Origin of the sequence: Microbacterium sp. PRF11 (genome assembly GCF_031844085.1) — a bacterium.
Lineage (GTDB): Bacteria > Actinomycetota > Actinomycetes > Actinomycetales > Microbacteriaceae > Microbacterium.
In genome coordinates, this window is record NZ_JAUZUP010000002.1 from 80,189 (window position 1) to 99,978 (window position 19,790).

At 70.6% G+C, this 19,790-nt stretch carries 13 protein-coding genes; 5 read left to right on the plus strand and 8 right to left on the minus strand.

Annotation, left to right across the window (positions count from 1 at the left end; translation table 11 throughout):
• Positions 1-104: 104 nt before the first annotated feature.
• The 4 genes from Q9R20_RS05975 to Q9R20_RS05990 all read right to left on the minus strand — a co-directional run bounded on the left by Q9R20_RS05975 (position 105) and on the right by Q9R20_RS05990 (position 4,605).
• On the minus strand, positions 105-1,655 hold the full coding sequence (locus Q9R20_RS05975; RefSeq protein ID WP_311248476.1) for an aldehyde dehydrogenase family protein: 1,551 nt from the start codon (positions 1,653-1,655) through the stop codon (positions 105-107).
• Positions 1,656-1,996: 341 nt separating this feature from the next.
• A complete protein-coding gene (locus tag Q9R20_RS05980; protein ID WP_311248477.1) occupies positions 1,997-2,521 on the minus strand; it encodes a hypothetical protein in 525 nt (174 codons plus the stop codon).
• A gap of 68 nt (positions 2,522-2,589) precedes the next feature.
• Positions 2,590-3,876 carry a GAF domain-containing protein gene (locus Q9R20_RS05985; protein ID WP_311248478.1) on the minus strand — a complete coding sequence of 429 codons (1,287 nt, stop codon included), beginning with the start codon at positions 3,874-3,876 and terminating at the stop codon, positions 2,590-2,592.
• 168 nt (positions 3,877-4,044) lie between these two features.
• Positions 4,045-4,605, minus strand: a complete 561-nt coding sequence (locus Q9R20_RS05990) for a hypothetical protein (RefSeq protein WP_311248479.1) — start codon at positions 4,603-4,605, stop codon at positions 4,045-4,047.
• A gap of 86 nt (positions 4,606-4,691) precedes the next feature.
• Between Q9R20_RS05990 and Q9R20_RS05995 the strand changes: the two genes are divergently transcribed.
• From Q9R20_RS05995 to Q9R20_RS06005, 3 genes are read left to right on the plus strand one after another with little or no spacing between them, the layout of a single operon-like run.
• Positions 4,692-5,051, plus strand: coding sequence for a PadR family transcriptional regulator (locus Q9R20_RS05995; RefSeq protein ID WP_295836064.1), 360 nt, complete (start codon positions 4,692-4,694; stop codon positions 5,049-5,051).
• Positions 5,048-6,154 carry a hypothetical protein gene (locus Q9R20_RS06000; RefSeq protein WP_311248480.1) on the plus strand — a complete coding sequence of 369 codons (1,107 nt, stop codon included), beginning with the start codon at positions 5,048-5,050 and terminating at the stop codon, positions 6,152-6,154. The genes Q9R20_RS05995 and Q9R20_RS06000 overlap by 4 nt, the downstream gene beginning before the upstream one ends.
• Positions 6,155-6,212: 58 nt before the next feature.
• Positions 6,213-6,638: an Lrp/AsnC family transcriptional regulator gene (locus Q9R20_RS06005; RefSeq protein WP_311248481.1), complete on the plus strand. Its 426-nt coding sequence runs from the start codon at positions 6,213-6,215 to the stop codon at positions 6,636-6,638.
• Between the two features lie 58 nt (positions 6,639-6,696).
• Here Q9R20_RS06005 and Q9R20_RS06010 read toward each other — a convergent pair whose 3' ends face one another.
• From Q9R20_RS06010 to Q9R20_RS06025, 4 genes are all read right to left on the minus strand, one after another.
• On the minus strand, positions 6,697-8,592 hold the full coding sequence (locus tag Q9R20_RS06010; RefSeq protein WP_311248482.1) for a M1 family aminopeptidase: 1,896 nt from the start codon (positions 8,590-8,592) through the stop codon (positions 6,697-6,699).
• Between the two features lie 18 nt (positions 8,593-8,610).
• Positions 8,611-12,486 carry a reprolysin-like metallopeptidase gene (locus tag Q9R20_RS06015; RefSeq protein WP_311248483.1) on the minus strand — a complete coding sequence of 1,292 codons (3,876 nt, stop codon included), beginning with the start codon at positions 12,484-12,486 and terminating at the stop codon, positions 8,611-8,613.
• A gap of 248 nt (positions 12,487-12,734) precedes the next feature.
• Positions 12,735-14,162, minus strand: coding sequence for a CCA tRNA nucleotidyltransferase (locus tag Q9R20_RS06020; protein WP_311248484.1), 1,428 nt, complete (start codon positions 14,160-14,162; stop codon positions 12,735-12,737).
• Between the two features lie 144 nt (positions 14,163-14,306).
• Entirely contained in the window at positions 14,307-15,821 is a 1,515-nt protein-coding gene (locus Q9R20_RS06025; RefSeq protein ID WP_311248485.1) for a methyltransferase, read from the minus strand.
• Between the two features lie 106 nt (positions 15,822-15,927).
• Between Q9R20_RS06025 and Q9R20_RS06030 the strand changes: the two genes are divergently transcribed.
• Positions 15,928-18,153: a DUF6049 family protein gene (locus Q9R20_RS06030; protein ID WP_311248486.1), complete on the plus strand. Its 2,226-nt coding sequence runs from the start codon at positions 15,928-15,930 to the stop codon at positions 18,151-18,153.
• A complete protein-coding gene (gene murJ, locus Q9R20_RS06035) occupies positions 18,150-19,748 on the plus strand; it encodes a murein biosynthesis integral membrane protein MurJ (RefSeq protein ID WP_311248487.1) in 1,599 nt (532 codons plus the stop codon). The genes Q9R20_RS06030 and murJ overlap by 4 nt, the downstream gene beginning before the upstream one ends.
• The last annotated feature ends 42 nt before the right edge of the window (positions 19,749-19,790 follow it).

Below are 19,790 nucleotides of genomic sequence, written 5' to 3' on the forward strand. Positions count from 1 at the left end.
TCCTTTCAGGCGATGTCCCACTTCTGGCTGTTTGAAGGGCCCCTAGACGACCAGAAGTGGGACATGGGGGAAGCGGCGCCGGGTCTCCACGGCGCCGCCGCGGCTCAGAAGAAGCCCATCGCCCCTTCGGCGTACGACACGAGCAGGTTCTTCGTCTGCTGGTAGTGGTCGAGCATCTTGAGGTGGTTCTCGCGGCCGATGCCCGACTGCTTGTACCCGCCGAACGCGGCGTGCGCGGGGTACTGGTGGTAGGTGTTCGTCCAGACGCGTCCGGCCTCGATCGCGCGTCCGGCACGGTACGCGGTGTCGCCGCTGCGGCTCCACACGCCGGCACCGAGGCCGTAGAGGGTGTCGTTCGCGATCGAGATCGCGTCGTCGAAGTCGTCGAACGACGTGACCGACAGCACGGGTCCGAAGATCTCCTCCTGGAAGATGCGCATGTCGTTCGTGCCCTCGAACACCGTCGGCGCGACGTAGTACCCGCCCGACAGGTCGCCGCCGAGGTCGACCCGCTCACCGCCCGTGAGCAGCTTCGCGCCGCCCTGCTTTCCGATGTCGATGTACGACAGGATCTTCTCGAGCTGGTCGTTCGAGGCCTGGGCGCCGATCATCGTCTCGGGGTCGAGCGGGTTGCCCTGCCGCACCTTCTTCACGCGCTCGAGGCCGTCGCCGAGGAACTGGTCGTAGATCGACCGCTGGATCAACGAGCGCGACGGGCACGTGCAGACCTCGCCCTGGTTGAGCGCGAACATCGTGAAGCCCTCGAGCGCCTTGTCGTAGTACGCGTCGTCGCTGCGCAGAGCCACGTCTTCGAAGAAGACGTTCGGGCTCTTGCCGCCGAGCTCGAGCGTCACCGGGATGAGGTTCTGCGACGCGTACTGCATGATCAGACGGCCGGTCGTGGTCTCGCCGGTGAACGCGATCTTGCGGATGCGCTTGTGCTGCGCGAGCGGCGCGCCCGCCTCGATCCCGAAGCCGTTGACGATGTTCACGACACCGGCCGGCAGCAGGTCGCCGATGATGTCGAACAGGAAGAGGAGGGATGCCGGCGTCTGCTCGGCCGGCTTGATCACGACGCAGTTGCCCGCCGCAAGAGCCGGGGCGAGCTTCCACGCCGCCATGAGGATGGGGAAGTTCCACGGGATGATCTGTCCGACCACACCGAGCGGCTCGTTGAAGTGGTATGCGACGGTGTTCTCGTCGAGCTGGCTGAGCGAGCCCTCCTGCGCCCGCAGCACGCCGGCGAAGTAGCGGAAGTGGTCGACGGTCAGCGGGATGTCGGCCGCGAGCGTCTCGCGCACGGGCTTGCCGTTCTCCCACGTCTCGGCGACGGCGATCTTCTCGAGGTTTTCCTCGATGCGGTCGGCGATCTTGTTCAGGATGACGCTGCGCTCGGCGGGCGTGGTCTTCTTCCAGCTCGCGAACGCCTTCCACGCGGCATCCACCGCCCGATCGATGTCGTGCGCGTCGCCGCGCGCGACCTCGCAGAACGGCTTGCCGGTGACGGGGGTGATGTTCTCGAAGTACTCGCCGCTGTGCGGCTCGACCCACTCGCCGCCGATGTAGTGCCCGTACCGCGAGCGGTACTCGGCGACGGCCCCGCGCGTTCCCGGGGCGGCGTAGACGCTCGAAACGCCTTCTTCGACGATGGTCATGCGTGTCTCCTTCGACGGTCATGAGTCGCCGCGTCGGCTTCGGGCGGCGATGCGCCGACGGTACGCCGGGGGAGGTTGCATCTGGTTGCACCGGGACTCGTCGCCCGTCGGAGGGCCCGGGCGTGCGCGAGGCCACGTGACCTGGCGGGCGTCGGCCCCGGCCCGCGACGCCGTCGAGGTCACGTGACCTGGCGGGCGTCTCCCCGAGGTCACGTGACCTCGGCGAGAACACAGGCCAAAACCCGCGTTCCCGGCGACGTCACGTGATCTCGCGAGCCCCAACCCGGCGCAGGAACGACGGATGCCACGACCCCGAGGCCGTGGCATCCGTCCTGGTGGGTCTACGCGTCGGCGTCGGCCAGCACCGACCGCAGCGGCGGAACGTTGACCTCGTGCAGGTCGACGTCGTCGAGGCGCTCGATGCTCTGCACGCGCGGGGCGATGGTGCGGTCGTCGGCGACGATCCAGCTGCCAACGAGGAGGAAGCGGTCGTTGCCCGCCGTGATCGGCCCGGTGAGCGCGAAGGTCTGGTGGGTCGGCGTGAGGAACGTGACGCGCACGGGCGTACCGTGCGGCAGCGTCGAGGGGTCGACCACATCGGCCTCGAGCGCGGGCTGCGGGGCTTTGATGCCGAGGTCGATGCGCTGTATCTCGGCGCTCGTGGCCAGAATGACGTCGCCGACGAGCGGCTGGCCTCCCACGCCGATGCGCACGGTGCCCTCGAGCGCGTACAGGCCGTACCGCGGCGAGCGGACGATGACGCGGGCGACGTCGCCGGCCTTGACCTCGGCGAGCGCCTCGCGAATGCGCCCCACGTCGCGACGGGCGCGAGCTGCCGAGAAGATGTCGAGCGCGTTTTCGTCCATATGTTCAGCGTAACGAGGGCCTCCGACATCAAGGACGTCCGGAGGAGAATCCCCCGGTCGCGTGGGCGTCACCCCCGCTCGAGGCGCTCCAGTCTCGCGACGAGTCCGGCCCGCTTCGGTGAACGGGCGGGCACGAGCTCCAGGCACAACCGCAGCACCTCTTCGTCGTCGCGGGCGTCCGCCGTGTCGGCGTAGGCGAGCAGCACGTCGATCCCGGCCTCCGCGATCAGTGCTTCGCGCAGCGCCGCGCGCACCGACTCGCGAACCTCGACCACCCCTGGCGCCTCGGACTCGGGCAGCACGGGACCCGCATAGGCGGCGAGCGCGACCCGGTGAGCCCCACGGTCGAGCAGCGACAGCACGTGCTGGGCGTCGGTCTCGAGCCCCTCGGGCAGACGATAGGGACGGGATGCCGGAACCAGCCGCGGAGCCACGGGGACGAGCGCGCGACGCAGACGCACCATCTCGGGCCTGAGGGTCTCGACTGCGGCGTGGCCGTACACCGCCTCGCTCAGGGCCTCAGCCGAAAGCCCCTCACGGTGGACCGCCAGCAGCAGCAGGATCTCCGCGTGCCGCGCGCTGAGCTCGACGGACGCACCTCCCACCTCCAAGAGGGCGCGGTCCCGGCCCAGGATGCGCAGCAGAGCCCGCGCGGGCACGGATCGGCGCGGGGGAGGAGCCTGCTGCGCGCGCAGTCGCGCCACGAGGATCTCGCTCTCGATCGCCCGGGCCGTGGCATCCACCAGCAACTGGGCCTGAGGCGTCACGGCCTCGGGCCCGCCCGTCACGTCGATCACACCGAGCAGCCGCCGCGTCTCGGGGTCGTGAACGGGCGCCGCTGTGCACGACCAGGGCTGCACGAGGCGGTTGAAGTGCTCGGCGCCGCGGATCTGCACCGACCGATCGAGGGTCAGGGCCGTTCCGGGGGCCGAGGTGCCCACGGCATCCTCCGCCCAGTTCGCTCCCGCGACGAAGCCCATGTCGCCGGTCAGTGCGCGGATGTGCCGGTCACCTTCGACCCACAGCAGGCGCCCCGCGGCGTCCCCGACGGCGACGAGGACGCCGGACTCCTCGGCGGTCCCGGGCAGCAGCAGCGCGCGCACCATGTCCATCACGCTCGCGAGGGGGTGGGCGCGCCGGTAGGCCTCGAGCTCGTTGCTCGCGAGGTCGAGCGACGGCAGCCCCTCCGGACCGACGAGGGATGCCAACGACCTCCGCCACGACTCCTTGACGAGGGGCCGCACGTCGTCGAGGCGCCGGTCGTCGTTGCCGGCGAGGAGTTCCTCGTGCGCGCGCGCGATCAGCAGCCCCGAGGTCTCGGGGGACACGGCCGGTCGCGACCAGGCAGAGGACACGGAACTCCCATCGGCGGTGACGGAGGTGGGTCTCAGTGTAGGTGCGCGCACGGGCGGGCGGGAGGGTTCACGGCGGGATGCCAGGGGAGTAGCTGAGGTCTCGGCTCCGTGGCGCCCTCCGTGCACCGGGGCGGCCTCTAGACGCCCCACTGCACGCTTCGCGCCCCGCTACGGCGCGACCTCCCACGACACGACCCGAGCTCGAGCGAGGGGTACCGGACCCGGCGCCAGAACGTGCGGGATGCCGTGGAACCAGGCCCCGCTCACCCCGCGGCGCGCGCACTCCTCGAGCCAGGCGCGATTCTGCGGGGTCGTCGTAAGGGCAGCTCGGTGAGACGCACTGTCGAACGGTGTCACTTCGCGCGGATCGAGGGGGTCGCCTGTGGCGGTGAGGAATCGGTCCAGCAGGACGCTGCCCTCCGGAAGTTCCTCGGCGGGGATCGCCCAGAACTCCAGGGGCGGGCGCCGGAAACCCCGGATCTCGAGCCACGCCCGCCAGATCGCGTGCGGATGGACGGGGGAGAGGAAGACCACCTCCGTCCACCGCCGATCGAGGCCGGGAACGACCGTGTCGCGCAGCCGCCGGCGCTCCGGTGTGTCGTCGTACTTCGCGATGGCGGCAGCGTGAGCCGCGGGATCAATGCCCGCCAGGTCGCTCAACGGCAGAAGCGACGACGTTCCCTCCGCGAGGTCGACCCGGGCGTGGAAGACGCAGTCCATGGCATCCATGTATCCAGCCTGTAGGAGAGAAAGCGTTATGCACACTACCGCGCACTGCGTGGTACTGTCCGAGGCAGACAAGCGAAGGGGGCCGCGTGGACACGACGCAGCTGTTGAAGGGGGTGCTGGATGCCGCCGTGCTCGCGGTCGTGCAGCACGACGACGGGTACGGGTACGACATCGTGCGACGTCTGCGCGAGGCGGGACTCGGCGAGGTGGGCGACGCGTCGGTGTACGGGACGCTCCGGCGGCTGTACTCCGCGGGGGCGCTGTCGAGCTACGTCGTCCCGAGCGAGGGCGGTCCGCACCGCAAGTACTACGCGATCAACTCGCAGGGACGCGAGCTCCTCGATGCCCAGCGCGCCAGCTGGGCGCACTTCTCCTCGGCCATGACCGGACTCCTCGACGACACGACCCCCGCTCCCCAGCTGCGCACGATCGGAGACGCACGATGATCACCACGCCCGTCCGCGACGACATCCGCGCCTTCGCCGCCGCCGTCCGCACGCACCTCGACGATCTGCCCGTCGACGAGGTCGACGACCTGCTCGACGGGCTCGAGGCCGACCTGTCGGATCAGGCCGCGGAGGCCGGAGAGCACTTCGAGATCCCGGATGCCGCGACCTACGCCGCCGAACTCCGCTCGGCCGCGGGTCTCCCCGAGCGTGGGGCGCCTCGCACCGCCCCGAAGCGTGAACCGCTTCTCGAGCAGGTGAAGGACGGGTGGCGCGAGGTCGGTGAGGTCATCCGGAAGAACCCGGTCGGCGCATGGCTGCTGGACCTGTTCGGAGCGCTGCGTCCGGTCTGGTGGCTGGTTCGCGGCGCCACCTGGTACGTCTGCCTCTACCTCTTCGTCTGGATCGTCGTGCCGTCGAGCGTCTCGGGCGGCCTGCTCGGCGCCATCCTCGCCCTGGGAGGCAATCCGGTCGCGTGGGCGATCCTGCTCGCGGCCCTCACCCTGAGCGTGCAGTGGGGCCGCGGGCGCTGGCTCCCGGGGAAAGGCGTTCGGGTTCTGCGTTTGGTCCTGACGGTCGGCGCGGTGTTCGCCCTCCCGATCCTCGCGGGTCTGTTCGCGCAGGGGCTGAGCCTCGCCATCGAGCGCGCCAACGCGGTGCCCGAGCCCTACCTGATCTCGGGCCTCTCGGTCGACGGCCAGCGAGTGCGCAACATCTTCGCGTTCGACGTCGAGGGCAACCCCATCCCCGTCGTGCAGCTGTTCGATCAGAACGGCGCCCCGCTCACCACGGTCGGAGCCGACAGCGGGCCGCAGACCATCGACGGCTACTTCTACGGCGGCGGTGGTCCGGTGCCCGTTCCCTACCCGGTCCCGGGTGGCAACGGCGCCTGGAACATCTTCCCGCTGCGAGAACTGCCGGCGGGGTCGTGGATGACGCCCGACGACATCGCGAACGCGGGACCGACGGAGTTCCCGTTCTCGCGCGTGCAACCGCTCCCCGCGGACGTCGTTCGATCCGCTACGGAAGCGGACACCACGCCGGTCCCCACGCCCACGCCCCTGGCGGATGTGGAGCATCTGCCCGACGCGTCGGCGCCGTGAGCGAGATCGGCACCTCTCCGCCACGGAAACGAAACGTCGCCCGTCTACTGTCACAGCCGTGGACAGCGTGGATGAGGCGATCCTTGACCTGCTCTCGACCGATGCGCGCATGCCGTTCTCCGAGATCGCACGACGGATCGGACGCTCGCCGTCTCTCGCGAAGCGCCGGGTGGAGGCCATGCTCGCGTCGGGAGTCATTCCCAGTTTCACGATCGCGCGGCGAGACCCGGCGACATTCGACGGCACCGAAGCCGTCGTCGAGATCTTCTGTCGAGGCAACGTCAGCACCACGGAGCTGCGCTCGCTTCTCGCCGATCTCGACGGGGTCGTGACCGCGGTGTCGGTCGCCGGGGCGGCCGACGCCGTCGTCATCCTGCGCGCCGCTGACAACGAAGCGCTCGGAAACATCGTCGAGACGCTCCGCAGCTCCAACCGCATCGAGCGCACGCGCACCTCGATCGTGCTCGATCGACTCATGTCCTGAGGTCGAACGCGAGAAGGGGCGGCCCGTGGATGCCACGGACCGCCCCTTCCACCATCGTTCAGTCAGCTCGACATCGGCGCCGCGATACGGCGAGCGCGATGCCTCCACCGGCGAGCAGGGCGAACGCGGCGACGATTCCCGGCAGGGGGAGCTCCGAGCCCGTCGCTCCGAGCTGCGACGGCGTCGCCGAGACCGGCACCCCGGCGCTGCTGGACGGCGCGGGGGCCGCCGTCGGCGAGATTGTCGCCGTGGGCGCCGGTGCTGCGGCGATCACGACCTCCACGGATGCCGTGGTGAACGGCGCCCCGAAGAAGTCGGCGCCGGATCCGGTGAGCGTGACCGTTCCCGGCTCGGTCCAATCCGCCGAGGCCGTGTCCCACGTCACCGCGGCCGGTTGCGACAGACCCGACGCGTACTCGGGAGTCACCGTCGTCGGCAGCGCCGGAGCCGTCCCTGCGGTCGTCTGCACCGGGTCCGACGCGAGGATGCGGAGGATGTTCTCCGGCACCCAGGGCACGGTGTCCCCGACGATCCACTGGTCGAGCGTCTGGCTGAGATCACGCCCCGAGACTTCGCTCGCGAGCCGGATGAAGTCGGCCGTCACCACCGAAGACGTCCGGTACTTCGTGGCCCAGGCCTTCACGACGTCGTCGAATCCCTCCGGTCCGAGGGCGTTCATCAGGGCGCTGTAGACGTACGACCCGCGGGTGTAGCTCTGCCAGCCGTACAGATCCACGGGGTCCGTCCACCCCACCGAGGGCGACTTCCACTTCTCGGCCTTCTCGTTCTTGACTCCGTCCTGAGCGACCTCGCGGGGATCGTCGCCTTCCTTCAGCACATCGAAGGCGTAGTAGCGCTCGAAGAACGTCGCCGCCCCCTCGCTGAGCCAGATCTCCGACCACGTCTTCGGGCTCACCGAGTTGCCGAACCACATGTGCGAGAACTCATGCAGCAGAGTGCTCTCGTTGATCCAGCCGTCGAAGAACGGTCGGTCCTGCGTCTCGAGGGCGTACCCCACGTCGGCGTGATCCCAGATGATGCCGGTGCTCTCACCCGGGTAGGGTCCGAGCTTGCTCTCGAGCCAGTCGAGCATGAGCGGGATACGGCCCCGCAGGGAGTCGATGTCCTTTCGGTCATCGGCCGACGCGCTGTTCGCCACGAACGACCATTCCTTCAGAGTTCGTCCGCTGGCAAGAGTGATGTCCGACTCGAGGACGTCGAACTGCCCGACGGAGAGCACCAGCATCGATGTCGACAATGGTGTCGCGATGTCCCACGACCAGCGGGTGCGGTCCGCGTCGACGGCCTTCTGTCCGACGAGGTTGCCACTGCTGGCGACCGAGACGTCCTGGCCGTCGGCCTGGGTCGGAGCGGTCACATCGATGTCGTACGTCGCCTTGTCGCCCACCGTGTTGTTGCTCGGCAGCCAGGTCATGGTGCCGACCGGCTGCCCCAGCGCGGCCACGCCCGTGGCCGTCGGCATCCACCCCTCGGTCGACCCGTCCGGATCCTCGTGCCGAACGGGAGCGCCGTGATAGCTCACCACGACCGTGAACTCCCCGTCGACCGTCTCGGGAGCAGCCACGACGAGCTTGTGCAGCGTGGTCGCGTCGTCGTCTTCACGGGTGAAGGCGGCATCCTTCCCGTCGACGGTGACCGCATCGACGGTGAGCCCCTCGAGGTCGAGACGGATCGTGTCGAGCGGTTTCGCCGCGACGGCCGTGATGGTCGTCACGGCCGAGATGTCGGCGTTCGTGCGGTAGTCCATCTGGACGTCGTAGTGCTGGACGTCGAAGTCCGCGGTACCGACGTTCGAGAAGATGTCCGCCGCCGGCGGCGGGAGCTCGACATCGGCGACCGCCGGACTCGGGAGGGTGATACCCGCGGCGATCAGAGCCGCCGCTGCTGCGGCTGCCCCGCGTCCCCGGGAAGCGGATCGAGCGAAGTGCATCATGGTCCGGTCCTTTCGGGGTCAGTCGTGGGACGAGGTCGCCGATTCGTGGCGGCGGCGGATACGAACGACCACCAGAGCCGCCGTTCCCAGTGCGAGGAGCAGGGCCGCGACACCGATCACGTTCGAGGTGTCGGGGGTGCCGGTCGCGCTGAGGCGAGCGGGCGCCGATCGCGCCGGAGTCGCGGCAGCAGCGGCCGAGGCCACCGTTGCCGGGGTCGGCGATGCCGTCGGGCCATCCGTCGAGCCATCCGTCGGGGTGGGCGTACTCCCGCCACCGCCACTGTCATCCGGCACCTCGTAGGCGTGGATCTTCACGGTCTCCGACATCGCCTCACCCGAGAGGAAGCCCGCGCGTTCCGCGGTGACGCGGGCCGAGAGCGACGTCCCGGCGTCCGCCGACCCGAGTGCGTAGGCCGTGCCGGTGCGGGGCTGAGCCACACCGTCGCGCAGCCAGACCACGCGGAGTTCCGCATCGGCCGGGTCGACCGCGGCCGCGAGCCGCACCTCGCCGACCTCGACGATGAGCCGCGGTTCGTTCGTGAAGGTCGCACGACGGCTGACGATCAGCTCGTAGGTCCGGGTCGTCTTCCCGTCGGCGGCGGTGACCTCGATCGCCACCCGCCCCGTGGCCGGATCGACGGCGCCCACCGAGACGGTCGCCGCGGTGTCGGACGCCACAGCCGACACGATCGGCCACCGGGAGCCATCCACGGTCGCCTCGTAGTGCGTGGTCGCGGGGTCGAAGCCCGTGAGCGGCACCCCGTTCACGTTCAGGCGTCCGAGCGAGGCGGACGATGCACGACTGGCCGTCCGAGAGAAGGCCTCCACCTCCGAGATCGTCAGGTAGGAATCCTCCGTCGCCGTCAGCTCGACGTCGATCGACGAGGTCCAGGCCGGACGCCCGTCGACCCTCAGATCGACCGTGGCCTGCGGCAGGTCGCCGTCCGTGTCCACGGGCACCGGCGCCGTCGTCACGCGTTCGCCGGACCGGTCATCGGTGTACGACACGCGCACCTCAGCGGGCAGCGAGTGGTCGCCCCCGTCGCGGAAGCCCGTCAGCACGACCGTGTCGAGCAGCTGGGACGACGACCACGTGTAGGTCAACGTCTCGGTCGGGTTCGAGCCGCCCCACCGCCAGTCCGACCAGGCCTTGTCGCGCAGGTCGCCGTTCACCGTCCGGTCGATCGAGTAACCGGGCTCGGTGTACGAAGCCGTCCGCGTCTCGCTGTTCGGCGCGACGTTGACCGCGTTCCCCTCCGTCACGAACACCGTGAGCACCGCCGGGAGGCCCGGATTTCCGGCGATCGCCGAGTCGGCGGTTCCGTCGATGCGGATCGAGCCGACGGCATCCAGATCCGCCTGCGTCACCGTCGCCGTGTCCCACGTCACTCCGGTGTCGAACCGCGCCTCGCCATCGCCGATCTGGGCCGGCACGGTGGCGGGCAGCAGATCCGCGAGCGATGACACCGGCTGGCCCGTCGGCACCGTCGCCGAAACCGGATCGGTGCGGCTGAAGTCGCCGATCTCGACGGTGAGCACCGCGTCCGAGAACGCGTTGCCGTAGTCATCGACGCCGGTCCCGATCACGCGGTAGCTGCCGGCCTCCGCCCAGTCCACGCCGGAGGCGTCCCAGGTCACCGGGACGGGCGTGCGGGCTCCGTCGGAGTAGACCGGGACCACCGTCGTCGGAAGGTCGACCGGGGCACCGGGGATGGTCCGCACCGCCTGCGGCTCGATCGACGTCATCACGGTGTCGACGATCGTGAAGTCGGCGCGGTTGACGGCGAAGAAGTAGTTGTCGACCGCCTCGATCTTGATGCGGGCGTTCTTGGTCGAGACGCTCGGGAACGTCACGCTCTCCGCGCCGTCGTTCGCAGTCCGCTCCGCCAGGACGCGGTCGAAGGTCTTCCCGCCGTCGGTCGACAGCATGATGCGCACCTCGGCAGCGAGCTGCGGGGCGTCGGTGCCGTTGACCGCCCAGGTGATCTCGGTGCTCCGTCCGCCGATCACCGACTGCCCGGCGTCCGCCTGGCTCGTGACCTCGAACGGACCGGCCTCCCGGTCGATGCCGAGGTGAACGGCAGCCATGGCCACACCGCCTCCGTCGACGCGCTGGTCCCGCGCGGTGACCCGGAAGTCGAACCCGCCATTGCCGTTGCCCTCGTACGCCGCGGTCGGCAGGAACTCGGAGTAGCAGTCCCGCACCTGCGCCGAGTCGGACATGTCGCACAGGCCCGTGTGCGCGTTCGTCGCCCCGCTGAGGATCTGGTCCATGTCGGGGAACACCCGCGTGGGCACGGGGCCGGCCGCGTTCTGCGCACCCGAGTAATAGGAGTGGGCCTGCTCGTACGTGAGGTCCGCCGCCTTCGAGAAGACGCGGAACAGCGGTCCGTCGACCTTGTTCGGGTCGCGGAGTGCGCGCCCGAAGTCGCCGAGGTTCGCCTGCTCCCACACGTAGGTGAGCGCGTCGCCGTCGGCGTCGCTGCCCGAAGCGGTCAGGGCGAAGGGCGTGCGGATGGGAATCGTCCGGCTCTCGGGAGCGGTCACCACCGGAATGGTGTTCGTGGATGCCACGTGCTCACCGGCCAGGCCCGTCCAGTAATGCATCTGGTCGATGGTGAAGGCCGAGAAGTACGGGTCGGAGTTCGACTGCAGGTCGTTCTCTCCGCACAGCCCCGCGTAGCCCATGATCGTCGAGGACGAGCCGGGCTCCATGGCCGAGTCGCCCTGCGAGTTGTAGCAGGCGTTCATGGTGTGCGTGCCACCGAACTGGTGCCCGATCTCGTGCGCCAGATAGTCGGTCGCGAAGATGTCGCCGACCGGAGCCGAGAGGCCGGTGCAGCCGCCTCCCTTCCAGTAGTCCTTACCCACGACGTTCCAATAGGCCATGCCCCCGTCGCCCGATCCGAGGGAGATGTGACCGACGTCGTACGCGCCGTCGCCGAGGATGCGCTGCAGGACGCCGGCGTTCGCCGACAGCAGCCCGTCACTGCACTCACGCATCGCGTCACGCCAGTAGCAGGCGTCATCCCCGCAGGCACCGCCCGGATCGTACGCGGCCGCATCGCTGTCGAAGTTCAGCTGCTCGGTGCCGTCGACGAGCTTCAGTTGCACACCCACGTCGTCGTTGTAGATCTGCGCGACACGGTTGACCATCACGACCTTGGCGGCCAGCACGTTCTCGGTTCCGTAGAACTGCGCGAATGCGGGGTCGCTCGCGAGCGCGAGACGGATGACCTGCCGCGTCGCCTTCGGAGCATCGCCGGGAGCCTCGTCGGGCACGGGCGCCTCCTCCCGCGGTTCGAGGAACTGCGCCTCGCCCTTTCCCTCGCGGGCGGCATCGCGTCCGTACGAGATGTGCTGCGGCTTGGCGCTGCCCGCGTCCGAGGGGATGGGGTCGATGTACCACGGCACCGAGCGGTTGTCTCCGCTGCGCACCGACGCGGAGACGCCGAGCGGAGTGATGCTCAGGCGGATCGACGTCGTGGGATCGGAGGTCGCGTGACCGGCGTAGGTCTTGAGCTCCGGATGCCGTGCCGCGAGGTCGTCCTCCATGACACTGATCGGCTGCACGTCGAAGTCCACGAATGCGCCGGTGGGGTCGGGAAGCTTCACATGTTGCGTCGCGGGCACGACCGATCGCGCCATGGTGCGGAGCCCGGTCGACCCGCTGAGCACGGAATCCAGGTCGACGTCGAAGGCGGCGACCGGCGCGTCGGCCTTCAGTCCGAGTTCGGTCTGCGTCCCCTTCGTTTCGACGGGAGTCCAGACCGGTTCATCGGCACGCGCCGAAGCCGGTGTCGCGGACAGGAGCGCGGCTGCCAGGGCCGCGACCAGCGCGGCTGCGGTTGCCGCGACGAATCGCCGATGCGGGCGAGGGGCGGAAGGGGTCACAAGGGCTCCAATGCGAACGGACAGCGGGACGCCGAATGGCCCTCCGGACGCTAGAACGCGCTGATTTCGGTCGCGTTTCGTTGACTGAATCGTCCGCGCTGACGACAGATATTTGCGAAACGGCGCCGTGAATGCACCACATCTGTCACGTTAGCGCTCACAATCGGTCGCGTATAGAGCAATGTGTGAAATCGCTCCCACGTCCGAGGAAGCCCGTTTCGGCATTCCGATACGCCGTCGGCGACGGATCAGCCCCGCGCGGCCCACCACTCGCGCAAGCGCTTCTCGGCCTCGTCCTCGCCGAGCACGCCCTCGTCGAGACGCAGGTCGAGCAGGAAGCGATACGCCTCGCCGACCTCGCGGCCGGGCTTCAGCCCCAGCACCTCCTGGATGCGGTTGCCATCGAGTTCGGGGCGGATCGCGTCGATCTCCTCCTGCTCGCGCAGGGTCGCGATGCGGGTCTCGATGTCGTCGTATGCGGATGCCAGGCGCTGGGCCTTGCGCTTGTTGCGCGTGGTCACGTCGGCCCGCGTGAGGATGTGCAGACGCTCGAGCTCGTCGCCGGCGTCGCGCACGTAGCGGCGGACGGCGGCATCCGTCCACGCACCCTCGGCGTAGCCGAAGAACCGCAGGTGCAGCTCGACGAGGCGCGACACCACCGTGGTCGTCGCGGCGTCGAAGCGCAGTGCCTGCAGGCGCTTGCGCGCCATACGGGCGCCCTTGACGTCGTGGTGGTGGAACGTCACGCCGCCGCCGGACTCCAGACGGCGCGTGGCGGGCTTGCCGATGTCGTGCAGCAGCGCCGCGAGGCGAAGGGGCACATCGGGGGCGGCATCCGGATGCCGCTGCTTCTCGAGGGCGATCGCCTGGCGCAGCACGGTGAGCGAGTGCTCGTAGACGTCTTTGTGGTGGTGGTGCTCGTCGACCTCGAGGCGCAGGGCCGGCACCTCGGGGAGGAACTGCTCGCACAGCCCCGTCTCGACGAGGACGCGGATGCCGCGGACCGGGTCGTCGGTCTGCAGCAACCGCACGAGCTCGGCCTGGACGCGCTCGGGGCTGACGATGGCGAGCGACTCCCTCAGCTCGGTGATGGCGTCGAGCGTCGCCGGGTCGACGGCGAACTCGAGCTGGGAGGCGAAACGGGCGGCGCGCAGCATGCGCAGCGGGTCGTCGCCGAAGCTCACGGCCGGGTCGATGGGGGTGCGCAGGCGCCCGGCGATCAGGTCCTCGACACCGCCGGTGGGGTCGACGAGGGTGCGGGCGGGAACCCGGAGGGCCATCGCGTTGACGGTGAAGTCGCGGCGACTGAGGTCGGCTTCGAGGGTGTCGCCGAACTCGACGGTGGGCTTGCGGGTCACGCCGTCGTAGCTGTCGGCGCGGAACGTGGTGATCTCGACCTGTTCGCCCTTCACACGGGCGCCGATTGTGCCGAAGGCACGCCCCACGTCCCACTGCACCGACGAGATGGGCTTCACCAGCGCCAGGATCTCGTCGGGTCGGGCGTCGGTGGTGAAGTCGAAGTCGTGGGTGACCCGGCCCAGCAGCGCGTCACGGACGGGACCGCCGACGATCGCGAGATCGCGACCCGCGTCGGCGAACGCCCGCGCGACGGCGGAGACGACCGGATGCGCCGCGAGCTCCTCGAGGCGCGCGAGACCCTCGGCCATGTTCAGCATGCCTTCGAGCCTATCCGGGGCCGCTGATCTTTCCCCGGCATCCGCAGTCCTGCCCCACCCCCGTCGAGTGTCCACGACACGCCGTGTCGCGCGCGCGGGGTGCGGCGTGTTCTCGACACTCGACGCCGAGAGGAGCCCAGCCCGTCACGCGTCGGCGAAGCGGAGGAATCCGGTCACCAGCAGCTCGCGCACCCGCGGGAGGAGGTCGGCGCGGAGGTGCGCGGCATCCACTTCCATGAGCTGCGCGATCGCGTCGATGAGACTACCGGTCGCGAGATCCCCGTCGCACGCGCCCACGAGGGCGGCGAGCGCGGGGTCGACCTCGATCGTGCGGGCGAAGCCGCCGCCCTGGCGCAGCTCGATGACCGAGGGATCGCCCTCGCCGGGGCGGTGGTGCCGGGCCTCGGTGACGTCGCCGGACACGACGAGCACGCTGTCGGCGAGGTCGTCGTCGTCGAGCAGCGCGGCGCGATCATGCGCCGCGAGGCACGCCGCCAGGTGCGGGCCGAACGCCGCCTCGCCGCCGCCCGCCACGCGTTCGTAGCGCGCGAGGGTGGGCCCGCCGGCCAGCGGCTTGCGCACGAGCACGTACCCGAACCCGACACCGGTGACCCCGCGCCGGACGAAATCGTCGAGCCATGCGTCGATGAGCCGTGCGTAGGCCGGGGTGCCCGGGACCGTTCCGCCGTCGCGCACCCACAGCTCGGCGTAGGCGAGGGGGTCGAGCACTTCCCGCTCGACGATCCACGCGTCGAGCCCGGTCCCGACCCAGGCGCGGACGCGGTCGAGCCCCGACTCGCCCTCGCGGTACTCCCAGTTGCCGAGCGACTGCGCGACGCCACCGGGCGCGAGGTGCGCGCCGACCCCGCCGATCACGGACGCGACGAGCGCGTCGCCCTCCATTCCGCCGTCGCGGTACTCGTACGCCGGGACGCCCTCGACGCGCGGGGTGATGACGAACGGGGGATTGGATGCCACCCGGTCGAACGTCTCGCCCTCGACCGGCTCGAACAGCGAACCGAGCCGGGTCTCGATGCCGTCCACACCGTTGAGCAGCGCGTTCAGGCGCGTGAACCGCAGCGCGCGTTCCGAGATGTCGGTCGCCACGACCCGGTCGACGAGCCGACGCAGTCGGAGAGCCTGGATGCCGCAGCCGGTCCCGAGATCGAGTGCCGTCGCGGCACGACGCGTCAGCTGCAGCCGGGCGAGCGTCTGAGACGCCCCGCCTACGCCCAGCACGTGGTCCTCGGGCAGCGGGCCTCCCAGGGCCGCCTCGTCGAGGTCGCTCGCGATCCACCACTCCACCTCGCCGCGATCGTCCGAGAACGCTTGGGGACGCACGAGCACCGCGGGGTGCACGAGCCCGTCGGCGGCGGTGGCGAGGCCGAGGGCAACGGCACCGTCGACCCCCACACGGGGCAGGGCGGCGGCGGCAGCGGCATCCGGGACCGCCAGGCCCAGCCCCCACAGGCGACCGAGGATCGCGAGGGCGTCGTCACGGCCCGCCAGGGCGCGTTCCGCGGGGCGGCGCAGCCCGCGCGCGACGGCGTCGTCGGCCTGCTCGCCCCACGCGTGCCGCAAGGCGGCGCTCGCGTAGCCGGCGGAGCGGAGGTCTTCGGCGAGCGCCTGGGCGAGAGCGGGATCGGGTTCGGGGAGCACCGGTCCATTCAATCGGTTGCGCGAGGCTATCGGGGGGCTCGAAGGGACGCGGGCCTAGACTCGTCGCGATGCGAGGCCCCCTCGTCCCACCCACGACCGTATGACCGTGACCTCCCCGCCTTCGGGCCCACCCGTGCCACGGCGCTCGCTGACGCGCCGGCTGCTGGCGACCCTCGCCGCGGGGGCGCTCGCTCTGGGCGTCGCGCTGCCCGCGTCCGCCGCCGTCGCCGCGACGACCCCCTCGCCGTCGCCCACCGCCTCTCCCGCGGTCCTCGCGGCCGCTCCCGGGGCGAACGGCGTCCTGCGCGCGGGCGAGCCTCTGTCGGTCGTGGTCTCGCTCACCGCGGGTTCGACCGGCCAGGCCTCCAGCCCGGTGACCCTGTCGATCGGCGCCTCCCCCTTCGGCGACGACGCGAGCCTCGACCGATGGCTGAACGGCGATCCCACGGGAGTCACCGTGCAGCAGATCGCGACGGGAACAGTGGATGCCGCCGCCTCCGGCGCTCAGGCCACGACGACGCTGAGCGTCCCGCCGACCGACCCGGCGCTCTCGGGCCGCGGCGCGGGGGTCTACCCCGTGCTCGTGACCGCTCCCGAGGCGGGCCTGTCGACGCCGAGCGTCGTCGTCGTGCCGGCCGACGGCGGGTCGCAGACGCCGGTCGCCGTGGTCGTCCCGATCACGGTCGCGCCGATGACACGGGGCTTGCTCACGGCCAACGAGCTCGCCGAGCTGACGGCCGTCGACGGCGCCCTGTCGGCGCAGCTCGACTCGGTCGACGGCACAGCCGCCACCCTCGCCGTCGACCCGGCGATCCCCGCCGCGATCCGCGTGCTCGGCTCGGCCGCCCCGCCCACCGCCGTGGCGTGGCTGCAGCGCCTGCTCGCGCTGCCGAACGACCGTTTCGCCCTGCAGTTCGGCGACGCCGACATCGCTGCGCAGCTGCGGGCGGGCCTGTCCGCGCCGCTGGCCCCGACCTCGCTGCAGAACTACATGTCGGCCACCGACTTCACCCAGCCCGCACCGGCCGTCTCGGCCGTGTCGACGCCGGATCCCTCCGCGTCGTCGACCCCCGGCCTGCCGACCTACCCGTCGCTGACGACGCTGCTCGACATCGGCACCGCCGCGCCGAACGTGTACTGGCCCGTGACCGGCTCGGCCGGTGCCGAGACGGTCGCGGCCCTCGGAGCCCTCGGCACGGGCGACGACCCGACGCACGTCCTCGTCGCCTCGACGAGCGTCTCCGGGGGCGGCCGTCAAGCCGCTGCCGCTTCGGGCGGGGTCTCCACCCCGGTCTACGACGCAGAGGTCTCCCGCGCCCTTGCCACCGCCGCCGGTCAGAACGACGCGACCCGACGGGGTGCCTCCCTCGCCGCCGCCCAGGGATACCTCGCGATCGCGCGATCCACCGCCGGCGACCAGCCCCTGCTGGCGGTCCTCGACCGCGGCACCGACCGTTCGCGCGTGAGCCTGCGGGCCACCCTGGGTCTTCTCGCCGGGGCCCCGGGCTTCACGGGCACCACCCTGCGCACGATCGCCGCACTTCCGGCATCCGAGGTCTCGCTCGACGCTCCGTCGGTTGACGACGCACGGGTGGCCGACGTCAACGACCTGCTGGGCGACGAGCAGACCATCGACAGCTTCGCCACGATCCTCGACCAACCCGAGCTGCTCACCGGACGCGAGCGCGCGGAGGTGCTCCAGGTCATGAGCGCGTCGTGGACGGGGGATGCCGCCCGCCAGGCCGTCGCCGACCATCGCGCCGCGACGCGGACCACCCTCGACTCGGTCGGCATCCTGTCATCCGACTTCCGCCTCGTCAGCTCCAGCGCACCCCTGCGCCCGTGGGTGCGCAACGACCTGCCGTGGCCGGTGACCGTGGTGCTGGCGGTGCGCACCAATGACGCGCGACTGCGCGTGCAGGAGCGCACGACCGTCGACGCCCAGGCCTCGGCGAACACGCGCATGGAGGTGCCGGTGGAAGCTCGCATCGCCAACGGCGAGGTGAGCGTCGACTTCCAGCTGTACAGCCCGACCGGCGTGCCGATCGGTTCCCCTCAGTCCGTCGACGTCGAGGTGCGCGCGGAGTGGGAGAACATCGGCCTGGTCGTGATCATCGCCCTGGTCGTCGGGTTCCTCTCACTCGGCGTCGTGCGCACGGTCGCCCGTCGTCGGCGGGTGCGCGCCGAGGAGGCCGCGGCCTCGGATCCGGATGCCGACACCCCCACCGACGGCATCGGGGTGAAGGACCCGGATGCCGACGGACGCAGCCCGGCCGAAGACGCCGACGACCCGACCGAACCCGTGGACGACGAGCAGGAGACGCGCCCGTGAGCAGCATCGGACGGGCCAGCGTGCTCATCGGAGCGGGGACCATCGTGTCCCGCGTGAGCGGGGTGCTGCGCACGGTCGTGCTCGTCGCGGCCATCGGGTCGATCAGCAGCGCGGGTGACGCGTTCGCCGTCGCCAACCAGCTGCCCAACAACATCTACGCCATCATCTCGACAGGTCTGTTGACCGCCGTCGTCGTCCCGCAGATCGTGAAAGCCGCCGCGCACGCCGACGGGGGACAGGCCTTCATCTCGAAACTGTTCACACTGGGAACGGTCGGCCTGCTGGGTGCCACGGCTCTCGCGATGGTCGCCGCGCCTCTGCTGGTGCAGGTCTACGCGAGCAAGTTCACCGACGATCAATTGGCCCTCTCGACCGCCTTCGCCTACTGGTGCCTGCCGCAGATCTTCTTCTACGGTCTCTACGCGCTGCTGGGTGAGATCCTCAACGCCCGCCGCGTCTTCGGCCCCTACACGTGGGCGCCGATCGTCAACAACATCGTCTCGATCGCCGGTTTCGGGGCCTTCATCCTCCTCTTCGGCGGACCACAGACCCGCGTGGAGGCGTGGACCCCGGCCATGATCGCCGTGCTCGCCGCCACGGCGACGGCGGGCATCGTCGTGCAGACGGCCGTCCTCATGTTCTTCTGGCGCCGGGCCGGGCTCACGCTCCGGCCCGACTTCCGTTGGAGAGGCGTGGGGCTGCGTCACATCAGCCGGCTCGCGGGTTGGACCTTCCTCATGGTCGTGGCAGGTCAGCTCGCCGGCATCGTGCAGTCCAACGTGCTCTCCGGCGCCTCCGGTGAGGACCCGGCGATCTTCGCCTCTCAGAACGCCTGGCTGCTCTTCATGCTCCCGTACTCGATCATCGTGCTCTCGATCGGGACGCCCTACTTCACACAGCTGAGCGAGCACGCCGCCGCGGGACGCGACGACGACGTGCGGGCCGACATCGCGCGCAGCATCCGCACGCTCGGATTCTTCATCGTCGCGGCGACCGCAGCCCTCGCCGTCGCCGCCGTGCCCGCAAGCCGGATCTTCACGAACGGGCCGGAACAGGCGATCGCGGCCGCCCCCGTCCTGTGGTGCTTCCTCGTCTGCCTGGTGCCGCTCGCCGTACTCTTCGTCGTCCAGCGCACGTTCTACGCCTACAACGACACCCGCACCCCCTTCCTCTTCACGCTGCTGCAGTGCGCGCTCGTTGCGGGCGGGGCGGTCGCTGCGGGCGCCGTCATCGATCGCTCGGAATTGGCCGCCGCGGTCGCCCTCACCCAGTCGTTCGCGAGCATCGTGCAAGTGGTCGTCGCGACCGTCCTGCTCCACCGCAGACTGTCGGGCATCGGTGTCGGTTCGTGGCTGCCGGCGCTCGGTCGGTTCACCCTCGCCGCCATCCCCGCCGCGGCCGCCGGGTGGGGAACCCTCGTCCTGCTGGGTGGCTCCGAAGGATGGATGACGAGCAGCGTGCCCGCGGGGATCGCCGGTGCCGCAGTGCTGGGTCTCGTCGTCCTCGCCGTGTACATCGGCATCCTGGCCGTCTTCCGCACCCCTGAACTCGCCCCGGCGCTCGCGCTCGGCCGGCGGTTCCTCCCCAAGCGCTAGCCCCGGGGCCGCGGAATACCCCGCGGCTACCATGGGTTTCAT

Excerpts from the sequence above, each read along its gene's own strand:
- Q9R20_RS05975 (WP_311248476.1), bottom strand. The coding sequence starts at position 1,655 with ATGACCATCGTCGAAGAAGGCGTTTCGAGCGTCTACGCCGCCCCGGGA.
- Q9R20_RS05980 (WP_311248477.1), bottom strand. The coding sequence starts at position 2,521 with ATGGACGAAAACGCGCTCGACATCTTCTCGGCAGCTCGCGCCCGTCGC.
- Q9R20_RS05990 (WP_311248479.1), bottom strand. The coding sequence starts at position 4,605 with ATGGATGCCATGGACTGCGTCTTCCACGCCCGGGTCGACCTCGCGGAG.
- Q9R20_RS06000 (WP_311248480.1), top strand. The coding sequence starts at position 5,048 with ATGATCACCACGCCCGTCCGCGACGACATCCGCGCCTTCGCCGCCGCC.
- Q9R20_RS06010 (WP_311248482.1), bottom strand. The coding sequence starts at position 8,592 with ATGATGCACTTCGCTCGATCCGCTTCCCGGGGACGCGGGGCAGCCGCA.
- Q9R20_RS06020 (WP_311248484.1), bottom strand. The coding sequence starts at position 14,162 with ATGCTGAACATGGCCGAGGGTCTCGCGCGCCTCGAGGAGCTCGCGGCG.